At 40.8% G+C, this 12,819-nt stretch carries 6 protein-coding genes; 4 read left to right on the top strand and 2 right to left on the bottom strand.

Going from position 1 to position 12,819, the window contains the following annotated elements:
- Positions 1 to 46: 46 nt before the first annotated feature.
- Complete coding sequence (locus tag FD723_RS18055) at positions 47 to 655, bottom strand: sterol desaturase family protein (RefSeq protein ID WP_306296983.1); 609 nt, start codon at positions 653 to 655, stop codon at positions 47 to 49.
- A 507-nt stretch (positions 656 to 1,162) separates the two neighbouring features.
- On the opposite strand from FD723_RS18055, the gene FD723_RS18050 reads away from it, so the two are divergent.
- The 4 genes from FD723_RS18050 to FD723_RS18035 all read left to right on the top strand — a co-directional run bounded on the left by FD723_RS18050 (position 1,163) and on the right by FD723_RS18035 (position 11,013).
- On the top strand, positions 1,163 to 2,134 hold the full coding sequence (locus FD723_RS18050) for a YegS/Rv2252/BmrU family lipid kinase (RefSeq protein ID WP_179066554.1): 972 nt from the start codon (positions 1,163 to 1,165) through the stop codon (positions 2,132 to 2,134).
- Between the two features lie 117 nt (positions 2,135 to 2,251).
- On the top strand, positions 2,252 to 3,811 hold the full coding sequence (locus FD723_RS18045) for a metallophosphoesterase (RefSeq protein ID WP_179066553.1): 1,560 nt from the start codon (positions 2,252 to 2,254) through the stop codon (positions 3,809 to 3,811).
- A gap of 137 nt (positions 3,812 to 3,948) precedes the next feature.
- Positions 3,949 to 5,175: a precorrin-6y C5,15-methyltransferase (decarboxylating) subunit CbiE gene (cbiE, locus tag FD723_RS18040; protein WP_179066552.1), complete on the top strand. Its 1,227-nt coding sequence runs from the start codon at positions 3,949 to 3,951 to the stop codon at positions 5,173 to 5,175.
- A gap of 219 nt (positions 5,176 to 5,394) precedes the next feature.
- Complete coding sequence (locus tag FD723_RS18035; RefSeq protein WP_179066551.1) at positions 5,395 to 11,013, top strand: ATP-binding sensor histidine kinase; 5,619 nt, start codon at positions 5,395 to 5,397, stop codon at positions 11,011 to 11,013.
- 267 nt (positions 11,014 to 11,280) lie between these two features.
- Here FD723_RS18035 and FD723_RS18030 read toward each other — a convergent pair whose 3' ends face one another.
- A complete protein-coding gene (locus FD723_RS18030) occupies positions 11,281 to 12,819 on the bottom strand; it encodes an NAD(P)/FAD-dependent oxidoreductase (protein WP_179066550.1) in 1,539 nt (512 codons plus the stop codon).

Raw genomic sequence — 12,819 nt, 5'->3', positions numbered from 1 at the left:
GAGACGGCGATTTATCGCGTCTCGAAAACTTCGATTTATTCAGAAATTAAAACTCCATTGTGTGGGTTTCATTTTCATAATTAGGATCTTCAGTACCTAGCAGTTTGTCCCAGAAGGTAAAATATAAACCGTAATGCACTTTATATTTACGATGATGTATTGAATGATGCCTAGAACCAATCAGCCATTTTCCAATCCAGTAAGTCTTAGATGAAGAAGGAAATACTTCAAATCCAAGATGGGTAAGTACTGCCCATGCTGTCATAGCTATCAGTGCTGCAACTAAGGTGATGAAATGCAGTGGAACTATGAAACTTACACCGACAAAGAAAAGTCCTTGTACAATCGCCTCTGGGAAGTCGAATGCAGAAGAACTCCAAGGTGTTGGTTCTCCCGAACGGTGGTGTCCATAATGCATCCATTTGAAAATTCGAGGCTGGTGAAATATCCGATGGATGAAATAAAAGTAAGTATCCTGAAGAACGAGTACTGCAATAAAGCTAACTACTAAATACCACAGTCCGTACTTGTATAAATCACTATATAACAGCGTTGCTCCCAAACTATACTCTGAGATCATAAACGCTCCACAAATAGCAAAAACTACTGCGGAGAGTACTGATAATTCAATATCTTTTTTAATAGAACAACTCATCAACGGTTTCAAGTGCAAGCTCCTGCTGGCAAGCGACTTTCCTAGAACTAAATAAAAGAGCAAGTATGCTCCCCCAGCAATCAAAAAGTATCGAGCAAGAGTGATACCGAAGAAGAAAAAGCAATAATACCAAAATGAGTGGTTTGTCAATTAGACCCATCCGTAATATTAATTTAGGGCAATGAAAATGCTGGTCGTGTCCAATTGTTTTGGTCTTCGCTACCAAAAATGGACAAATTATCATCGAATTTGTTAATCGACAAAATCCACTGCTTATTTTACAACATCAAGTAGTTCAGCTAATATATGTTAAAGTTTGTTAATTAAATTTAACCTAATTTTGTGGCAAAGATTCTCATTTTTTTTGGTGCATGATGCGATCGCACATCACCCTGAAGACCAATATATCCAGAAAACTCCGCCTCAAAAGGGAAGCTGAAAATTTACAGGAATGCTAAGAATAATTTGGTATCTTCATTAATGATCCAAGCTTAGTTGTAATACCTTATGAATCGTTCCGCCTGTCTCATCTTCAATCCTGTTGCGGGTCAGGGCGACCCAGATATAGAACTGGCAGAAATCCGTGCAATATTAGAGCCAGATATTGACCTCGATATTTATCTCACAACTGAAGAAATCGACGCTGACCAACTGGCATATCAAGCAGTAGAACGAGGGGTAGATGCAATCATTGCTTCGGGGGGGGATGGTACTCTTTCAGCAGCAGCGGCGGCTGTAGTGGGTACTGATATTCCATTTGGGATCATTTCTCGCGGCACAGCAAACGCTTTTGCCACAGCTTTAGGTATCCCTGACACGATCGCAGGTGCGTGTGAGACAATTTTGGAAGGAGGAACCCGCCATGTAGACGTAGCCTATTGTAACGATCGACCAATGGTACTCTTGGCAGGTATTGGCTTTGAGGCTGAAACTGTAGAATTGGCAGACCGCGATTCCAAGAATCGCTTTGGAATGATGGCCTATATCTTGGCAGGAATCCAGCAATTAAGAAATTTACATAACTTTGATGTTGAAATTGAAACTGAAGACAGGATAATTAAAACTAGTGCCTGTGCGGTAACGGTAGCAAATGCCGCGCCTGCCACTTCAGTTTTGGCTCAAGGGCCAGCAGGTCTGATTTATGATGATGGCTTACTAGATTTAACGATTGTAGCTCCAGCCAACAAAGCAGGAGCGATCGCAGCGACATTTCATCTATTTCAAACGGCTTCTACAGGTAACGCCACAGAACGGAATGATATTGGTTTCCTGCGAGCCAAACAATTTAAAATTACGACTGAACCACCACAAAAGGTTGTGTTAGATGGTGAAATAGTGGGCACAACACCAGTAGAAATTAAGTGTGTACCAGCAGGCTTACGAATTTTTGTGCCATTAGTAGAAGAAGTTGAACCTACAGAAAAACTAGAAGGACTCCCTAATCTGACTATTGAGATGAAAGACACAGTAGAAGAATGAGGGAATTGAAAAGAGGCAGAGGGGCGGTGTGCGGGGGGCTGAGGGGAAAATTCTCCCTGCTCCCTTGCTTCTCCCCAGTTCCCTCATCTCTTGTAAAAAATTCAGGAGTAAGTTGCATTGAAACTTGTATCCGATCCAGCGATCGCTAACAAAATTCGTAAAATGAATCAGCGGGTACGGTGGCAAGATCCGTTAATTGTGGAACGGAACATCGACCAAACTCGGCTGGTGTTGGAGGATGGTCAAACAGATAATTCTGAGTTCTCATTTTTAGTTGTAGGTGATAGTGGTTCCGGCAAGCACCGAGGACACAATCCGCAGCGACAGGTGGCTGAACTCATGCTGCCTCATCACAACGAATCCCGTTTTATGCTGCACACCGGGGATGTGATCTATTTAGTGGGATCGAGTGAATACTATCAACAGAACTTCATTCAGCCTTACCGAGAGTTTCTCGTGGGTACAGAGCATTCCAAACAGATTGCTTACGATCGGATGCTTTTTAAGCTGCCCATTTTACCTGTACTAGGAAATCACGATTACTATAACTTGCCGATTCTATTAAGCTTGGCGTCCTTAACAACATTACCCATTCGTCACCTGTTGCGATCGCGCTTAGACTTAGATGTGGGACTGCATGGCTCAGGAACCGGTGACGCTTACGCACGAGCATTTCTGGACTATCTGAAGGCGTTTCAGCTTCCGGGAGAGTTAGCCAGCCACTTAGATGAATACTACACAGCCAAGACAGATACAGGTCGTTGTCTTTCATATCAACCTGGGCAGTTTACCCGTCTTCCCAATCGCTACTACACTTTTCGCTATAACGGGATTGATTTTTTTGCGTTGGATTCTAATACGTTTAACGATCCACCACCTCTACCTAAAACCAAAGAAGGTGATGCCAATCGCAAACTCTTAGAAAAACGCCGTGAAGATTTCGAGCAAGAAAAGTTGGAAATCATTGAAAATTCATCAAAACTTCGTCCCGAAAATCCCAGCGAAGCCGACCAATTAGACGACTTCCACGCCAAGATGTCACAAATTGAAGAACTGATTGTTGATATCGATAAACAACTAGCTACTAATAAAACAACGCTAACTGATATCGAACAATTAGACTGGCTTAAACAAAGATTAATTGCATCTTGGAATAATAGTGAAGTTCGGGGAAGGGTGATTTATTTCCATCATCCACCTTATGTAACTGAGGCGACAAAGTGGCAACAAGCCCAAACTCTGATGGTTCGCGATCGCTTACGTGGTGTGCTGGATGCAGTAGCGAAAGAAATCGGTTCTTTAACTCAGGGGCGTCCCTTGGTAGATTTGGTATTAAATGGTCACGCACACTGCTTGGAACACCTTGAGACAATGGATACAGGACACGCTGATTCTCATATCCACTGGGTTGTTTGTGGTGGTAGTGGCTTTAGTTTGCGCCGCCAGCGAATTGAGGGAGCAGATTTGATGGAAGAAAATAGATTAGTGGCGCGATCGCATCTCTTCATTGGTCGCAGCGGTCAAGGTTCTCAGAAGCGACGACCCTATTCAGGTTTACGCATTGATGTTAAAGGCGATGGACAGCCTAAGTTTATTATCCGTCCTTTGATTGCCGAATGGTATCAGCGGCAATGGCATAATCGGGAACTTGAGCCTTTGATTATAAAAAACCAGTAGTCAGAATACAGAATTCAGAATACTTTACCAGTATTGGCTTTTAACCAATATTCCCTATCCGCTCATACTGAATTCTGACCGGAGGCGGAGCGTCTCCGGCTCCGCTCCTGAATTCTGAATTCTTCTTATAAATTAATATGACAGAGAAATGGCTTTCTATCGTCGGCATTGGGGAAGATGGGTTACAAGGGTTAAGTGCGATCGCTCTTTCCCTAATCACTCAAGCTAAAGTAATTGTGGGAGGCGATCGCCATTTAGCAATGCTCCCTAAAGATGACCAACGCGAGAAACTAGTCTGGGCATCTCCCATTAGCACTTCAATTGACGAAATCATTAGGCGTCGTGGCCAGTCAATCTGCGTACTCGCAAGTGGCGATCCGATGTGTTACGGCATTGGTGTTACCTTGATGCGGCGAATTCCCGTCTCTGAAATGACGATTATCCCCGCACCTTCAGCCTTCAGTCTCGCCTGTGCCAGGGTTGGATGGTCTTTAACTGAGGTGGAAACCTTGAGTTTAAATGGTCGTCCATCCTCCTTACTCCAGTCTTACATTTACCCAAAAGCGCGGCTGTTGATTTTGAGCGAAGGGAAGGACACACCCGCCATTGTTGCTCAAATTTTGACAAATCGCGGCTATGGTGGCAGCAAAATCACCGTATTGGAGCGTATGGGCGGCATTTATGAAAGAATTGTAGAAGGTACGGCTGCATCTTGGGGTGAAACTGAAGTTGCAGTGTTGAATGCGATCGCAGTTGATTGTATTGCTGATCCTGGGGTGATTCCATTACCAAGATTACCAGGACTACCAGATAACGCCTATCACCACGATGGGCAGTTAACGAAACGTGAAGTTAGGGCAATTACCCTTGCAGCTTTAGCACCCACACCGGGAGCGTTGTTGTGGGATGTGGGCGCAGGTTGCGGCTCAATTTCTATTGAATGGATGCGGAGTAATGCGCGATGTCGAGCGATCGCGATTGAACAAAACTCATCTAGACTACCATACATTGCCGATAATGCCAGCACTCTCGGTACTCCAAATCTGCAAATCATTGAAGGGAAAGCGCCCCATGCCCTGAAAGACTTGCCAACACCAGATGCTATTTTTATTGGTGGTGGGGTGACAGCAACGGGACTTTTTGATGTTTGCTGGCAAGCATTGCGGCCGGGTGGGCGTTTGGTAGCAAATGTGGTGACGGTAGAGGGTGAGCAAACTTTATTTCAATGGCATGAACGAGTCGGTGGCGATTTAACTCGTATTGCCATTCAACGGGCGGAACCCATTGGTAAATTTCTGGGCTGGCGAGCAATGGCGCCTGTGACGCAATGGGTAGTAGTGAAGTCTGAAAAACTTAATGGGTAATGGTATGTGGGTGCGATCGCTTTTGTAATTTGGTGATAACTTACGTAAATTCTCGTCTTGTTATACATACTATAGGCTATAAAATATATCTTGCTTTCAAAACTATGGTTAATAACCCTAATGTTTAGCACTTTGCAAAATCGTACTGCTCGCTGATAGTAGCAACTATGCTCTGGGTATACTAAACCTATAGAAAGAAAATTATCATAACTAGATACAATGTTAGTAGAATCAGATAGATTATTTCCTATACTTGGCTATCGGATTATTAAGCAATTATATTCAGGTAAAAAAACCTTAGTTTATCGAGCTATTAGACAAAAAGATCAGCAATCAGTTATTTTAAAACTGATGCGTAATGAAGATCCTAATTTTACTGAGATTAATCAGTTTCATAATCAATATACCATTACCCAAAACCTTGAAATTCCAGGCATAGTCAAACCAATAAACCTAGAAAAATATCACAATAGATATGTGATAGTAATGGAAGATTTTGGTGGTATTGCCCTTAATCTCTGGCAGAAAGAAGAGCAGAAAAAAGGAAATTATTCTGTTTCATTGAGTGAGTTTTTCGGTATTGCCATTGAAATTAGTGCAACTTTGGAACGGCTACATCACCATCGCATCATTCACAAAGATATCAAGCCTGCTAACATTTTGATTCATCCGATAACAGGTAAGACCAGAATCATCGATTTTAGTATTGCTACTCTATTACCAAAAGAAATTAAATTTCTCACAAATCCCAACATCCTAGAAGGTACTCTAGCTTATATTTCCCCTGAACAAACAGGACGCATGAATCGAGGTATAGACTACCGTACCGACTTTTATTCCTTGGGTATCACCTTCTTTGAACTCCTGACAGGGCAGTTACCATTTAGTACTACTGAACCGATGGAGTTAGTCTACTCTCACATTGCCAAAGAACCGCCAAAAGCTAGTCATATTAACTCCAGTATTCCCACAGTTTTATCTGATATTATCAGCAAACTGATGGCAAAAAATGCTGAAGACCGATATCAGAGCGCTCATGGACTCAGGTATGATTTGGAGAAATGTCAAACCCAATGGCAAGAGAAAGGAAATATTACAGCCTTTGAATTAGGAATTCGGGATATCTCAAATCATTTTGCCATTCCTGAAAAACTTTATGGTCGTCAAAGAGAGATTGAAATTCTCCTCACTACTTTTGACCGGGTGACAAAGGGAAGCACAGAAATGATTTTAGTCTCTGGTTACTCAGGGATTGGTAAAACTGCTGTGGTTAATGAAGTCCATAAACCCATTGCCAGACAGCGTAGTTACTTCATCAAAGGAAAATTTGACCAATTCCAACGTGACATCCCGTTGTCAGGATTGGTGCAAGCTTTGCGAGATTTAATTAGTCAAATACTTTCCGAAACAGACGCCCAAATTCAACAATGGAAAACCAAAATTTTATCGGCATTGAGTACGCAATCTCAGGTAATCATTAATGTAATTCCTGAACTTGAAATAATTATTGGTAAACAACCCCCATCTGCTGAACTTGCTGGTAGCGCTGCTCAAAATCGCTTCAATTTATTGTTCCAGAGATTTATCCAGGTCTTCACTACTAAAGATCATCCTCTGGTTATTTTTCTAGATGATTTGCAATGGGCAGATACGGCTTCCTTGAAGTTTATTCAATTATTAATGGATGGAAATTCTTCTTCCCTTGCTAAAGATAAAGAGAATATATCTGAAAGCAAAGGTAGCTTACTACTAATTAGTGCCTATAGGGATAATGAAGTTTCAAATCTACATCCGCTACATTTGACACTACAGGAAATTGCCAAAGTAGGAGCAGTAATTAATACAATTAAACTCTCACCTTTAAGTCAGATTGATTTAAATCAGATGATTGCTGATACACTACGTTGTCCAGAAACTATTGCTGTACCTCTGACTCAAATGGTGTTTTTCAAAACGAAAGGAAACCCTTTTTTTACATCTCAATTTCTCAAACTATTATATGATGACGGACTAATTGAATTAGATTTTAATGCAGGTAATTGGAAGTACGATATTACCAAAATTAAAACCTTATCTCTTACAGATGATGTCGTAGAGTTTATGGGCATCCAAATAGGAAAACTGCCCCAAAATGTACAAAATGTATTAAAAATTTCTGCTTGCATTGGTAATGAGTTTGACTTAAAAACATTGTCACTTGTTAATGAAAAATCTTTAATAGATACTGCATCTGACTTATGGCAAGCATTACTTGAAGGACTGGTTATACCTCAGAAAGATGGTTATAATTTTACACCAGAAAATGATAGACACCTATTAAGCTTTTCAACTAGAGAATCGGAAAATTTATCACTTACTAACGCCCAACTACCAAAATATAAATTCGTACATGACAGAGTTCAGCAAGCAGCTTATTCTCTAATTCCCAAAGACGAAATAAAGCAAATACACTTAAAAATTGGGCTGCTTCTCTTGAACAATACTCCAGTTGCCGAACGGGAAGAAAATATTTTTGAGCTTGTCAATCATTTCAATATTGCAGCCGAATTTATTACCCATCAAGCTAAACGTAATGAGTTAGCTGAAATGAGTTTGATGGCTGGACGTAAAGCTTTGGTATCAACAGCTTATTCATCGGCACTGAAGTATTTAACTATTGGAATTGAGCTACTAGCAGATGATAGTTGGGATACTAAATATGATCTCACCTTAGCTTTGTATAATACGGCAACAGAAGCGGCATATCTCAGTGGTGACTTTGAACACACAGAAAGATTTGTCCAGGTTGTGTTGCTAAAAGCGAAAACTCCACTAGATCAAGTGAAAGCTTATGAAGTTAAAATACAGTCTTATGGCGCACAAGGAAAAGAACTAGAAGCTGTCCATATTGCAAAAACCTTTTTGAAAACTTTGGGAGTAGAGTTCCCTACAAATCCTAGCCAATCCGATATTCAGTTAGCGATAGAGACAACATCTGCAAAGTTGGCTAATAGGTCTATTCAAAACTTAATTGAACTGCCTGAAATTACAGAAGCGCAACCACTGATAATCATGCGTATTCTATCTAGTTCAATTGGTCTTGCTTATACAGTTGCGCCGGAATTATTACTGTTTATTATTCTGAAACAGATCAATTTATCGATCAAATTTGGTAATTCTCCTTTGTCTGCTTTTGCGTATGTGATGTATGGAGTAATGTTGTGTGGGGTAATAGGAGATATTGATTCTGGATATAAATTTGGGAAACTAGCTGATAGTTTGTTGCCTAATTTTCAAACAAAAGAAGTAACTGGCAAGGTTATGGAAACATTTAATCACCTTGTCAGACATTGGAAAGAGCATCTAAAGCAAACATTGAAACCCTTACTTGAGTCTTATACGACTAATCTCGAAGTCGGAGATATGGAATTTGCCGCTTATGCTCTTTATGGTTACTCCCAACATGCATACTTTACAGGACAAGAACTCATAAAACTTGAACAAGATATAGAAGTATATAGCAAGACCATTAAGCAAATAAAGCAAGAAAGAGTATTTTATTGGAATGAAATATTTCGGCAAACAATCTTGAATCTGCTAGGAGATGTTCAAAATCCGCAGAGTTTAATTGGTGCAGCCTATGATGAAGAGAAAATGCTACCACTTCATCTGAAAGCTAAAGATGGAGTCGCACTATTTTTCCTATATTTCTGCAAACTTCAGGTATGTTATCTGCTGGCTGATTACTCTCAAGCTCTTAAAAATACTGTCATGGCAGAGAAGTACTTATATGCTGGTGTCGGCATGTTTATTACTGCTCAATTTTATTTCTACGATTCATTGACGCATCTAGCAGTATATGCTGATTTCGATGAATTTGAACAAAAAGAAATCCTGCATAGAGTGACAGAAAATCAGAAAAAAATGCAAAATTGGGGAGATCAGGCTCCCATGAACCATTTGCATAAATTTTATTTAGTAGAGGCAGAACGGCATCGAGTTCTTAATCAATATCTTGAAGCGATAGATAATTATGAGAAAGCTATTTCTCTTGCCAAAGAAAATGATTACATTAACGAAGAAGCTCTTGCTTGCGAATTAGCGGCTATATTTTATCTCAAATGGGGTAAACAAAGAATTGCCCAATTCTATCTCACTGATGCCTACTATTGCTATGTTCGCTGGGGAGCATTAGCCAAAGTTTATGACTTGCAAAAATGCTATCCTCAATTACTTCTCCCCATCATTCAGCAAGAAGAACCTAGCTATTCTTATAGTGAAAAAAATCTACCTGAACTGAGTCTACACCTATCTACACTTAGCAATAAATCTACTCTAATTACGAATGAAACTGTGATTGGCTCCAACACTAGTATTTCAGATATGTTAGATTTGGGAACTGTGATTAAAGCTTCTCAAGCCGTGTCTGGAGAGATTGAACTGGAGGCACTCCTTTCTACTTTAATGGAAGTTGTCATGGAGAATGCAGGAGCTTCTAAATGTGTGCTGATATTGAGTGAAGCTAATAATTTAGACTTAACTGTTGCCGCAATTAGTCCTGGTTCTACTTTTAGAGATACTCACACAGAGTTTTTATCTATTCCTTTAGAATCTAGCGATTGTGTTCCTATCTCTTTAATTAATTATGTCAAACGAACCCAAGAAATATTAGTAATTGATGACATTAAAGCGAAAGCTTCTTTTGCAGTAGATCGTTATATTAACCGTGAGGAGCCAAAGAGCATATTATGTATTCCGATGCTTAACCAGGGCAAATTGCTGGGACTGATTTATCTAGAAAATAATTTAACTACAGGAGCATTTACACGCGATCGCCTAGAAGTTCTCAAGCTTTTAACTATCCAAGCTGCAATCTCTTTAGAAAATGCCATTCTCTACAATAATTTAGCTGAAGCGAATGAGCAATTGGAGAAGTACAGTCATATATTAGAGGAAAGGGTGGTAGCAAGAACAGCAGAACTTAACGAAAAAAACCAGCATTTGCAAGAAGCTCTAGAAGAATTACAAAGTGCCCAAAGTAAATTAATCCAAAGCGAAAAAATGTCTTCATTAGGGCAAATGGTGGCGGGAATTGCCCATGAAATTAATAACCCTATCAATTTTATTCATGGTAATATTACTCACGCAAGTGACTATGTTCAACAATTGCTAGATTTGATTAATATCTATCAGCAACAATATCCCCATCCCTCAGCAATAGTGGAGCAAAAAATTGAGGAAATGGATGTAGAATTCCTGACAGAAGACCTCCCAAGGATTCTCGACTCGATGAAGGTGGGAAGTTCCCGTATCCGAAATATTATTCTGAGCTTACGTAACTTCTCTCGTCTAGATGAATCGGAAATGAAGCCTGTCAATATCCATGAAGGCATCGACAGTACTCTAATGATTTTGCAGCACCGACTCAAAGAAAAGAGCGATCGCCCGGAAATTGAGGTCTTTAAAGAATACGCACAACTGCCCGATGTTATTTGCTATGCCGGTCAACTCAACCAAGTGTTTATGAATATTTTAAGTAATGCGATCGATGCTTTAGAGGATTACAACAATAGAGAAGATTCTCCAAGGAAAAATCCTCAGATTCTTATTCGTACTGAATTAGGAGAAGTAAACACGTTGAAGATTCGGATTGCTGATAACGGTTATGGGATGACTGCACAGGTGCAGCAGAAAATATTTGATCCATTTTTTACCACTAAGGCAGTAGGAAGTGGTACGGGGTTGGGGTTATCAATTAGCTATCAAGTGGTAGTAGACAAACACAAGGGTCAGTTAAGCTGTGAATCAACTCTCGGAGAGGGGACTGAGTTTGTGATTGAGATTCCACTGCAACAATAAGGGAACTCCAAGAAAGAAATTATTCAATATTGTGGGGTGGGCAACATGAGCGCCCTATGGACTGGGCTCTCGTGTCGCCCACCCCACAAGAGTTATTGGATATTTTTTTTGGAAATCCCTAAGACAAGCTAACGATACTGAAAAATTTACGTGAGTCCCAGTTGGAGACTCACGTAAATTTAGTATATGGTTCGGTTGAGAACTTCGCCAAAGCATATTCGGAAGATATCAACGAACGCTTGTCACCTCTACATTTGCCGCGATGGGCTATGCCCCGCCGGAGGCGATCGCCAAATCATTCAGAGATGGATGTTGTTTTTGTTTTGCTTGTAATTCCTCCCCCAGATGCTTGTAAGCAGATGGATCTATTGGCATCAAAAACTCCCCAACCAAGTTCCCTGCTTGACGGCGGCTATTCAAACCCATATCCTGAAGCAATTCATCAATGTAATGGAATGTAAAAGGAGTTACACATGCTCCACTGACGAAAGCATAAGGTCTATCTTTTTTCCTCCATTCCAACTCTGCTGTTACATCCTCTAGCATCTGTTGCGGGGATGGTAAAGGTATACCTCCTTTGACATACTCTGATAACCACCTAGCACCAATTTCTGCTGATAACTGGGCACAGAAAGTATAGTTATAACCAACAAAACCCATTTGTGGAACATGAGGGTGAATGAGATGGCGGTAAAGATGGATAGTGCCTTCTTCATCAAATACATGTCTGCGGTACTTCTCTTCTAAAAAGGGGATATCCTGAACAAAACCTGTGCCAAAGACAACAACATCTGCCTGTATTCGTTCGCCGTTATCCAATTCGACGCCACTAGCAAAAAACTTGTTGATCTTTGTCTTCACAGCACGAATTTTACCCGCGCGTACATGCTCAAAAAACCCTTTAGGCACTAAGGCGATACTACAGCCAATCAATTTGTTCATCGGTTGTTTGGGCACCATCCCACAAGCATCAAGGGGAAACTGTAAGCGTAGGATAGTTTCATTCAGCCGCCAGAATGCCCACACCAGCGGCTTGCCAAAACTATGCAGCCACTTTTCCCATCCTTGAAGTTTATGATAGGGCATCCAAGTTTCTGCAAACCGACTCAGGAAAATATACTTGATGTTCAACAGACCGAGAAAGAAGTTAGGAACTTTCCACAGCGCTTGACGGAACACAAGGGTACATTCCTTGGCTTTGCTAGCTGCAAGATTCGCTAAATCGGTGGCTGACTTGCCAAAACCGACAACAACCACTCGCTTGCCCTCAATTACAGAGCCATCATTAAAGTTGTTAGTATGTATTATCTGACCTCCGGTGGCAATGAACTCTTCCATCCCCGGCAAGTTAGGAATGTAGGGAATATCATAAGTACCATTGCACACAATTACAAAATCGAACTCGTAATTTTGTTTTCCGATCTCCTTACCATCTTTTTGAAAGCTAACACTAACTACCCATCCAAGAGTATTTCCTGATTTGCGCTCCACTTTGGTGACGTTTGCACCGAACTTAATTTTTTCTGTGACACCAAAGTGTTGGGCATAGGATTCAAGGTAAGCGCATATTTGCTCTCCTGAAGGCCATTCTGGATAAGAGGCAGGCATAGGAAAGTCTGAGAAAGCATACGTGTCTCTGGGATTTTGAATTGACAGTCCTGGGTAAGCCCTCGACCTTTCCCACACACCACCAAGTCCCTGCCGTTTCTCGAACAATGTCACTTCGTAACCTTCCTCAAGAAACGTCTTTGCTGAGACTAATCCGCTGACTCCAGCCCCAATCACACATACTTGTTTCACCGTCAT

This window comes from Nostoc sp. C052 (genome assembly GCF_013393905.1).
Taxonomy (GTDB): Bacteria; Cyanobacteriota; Cyanobacteriia; order Cyanobacteriales; family Nostocaceae; genus Nostoc.
The sequence above is the reverse complement of the archived record's forward strand: the minus strand, read 5'-3'. Positions and strand labels throughout refer to the sequence as shown.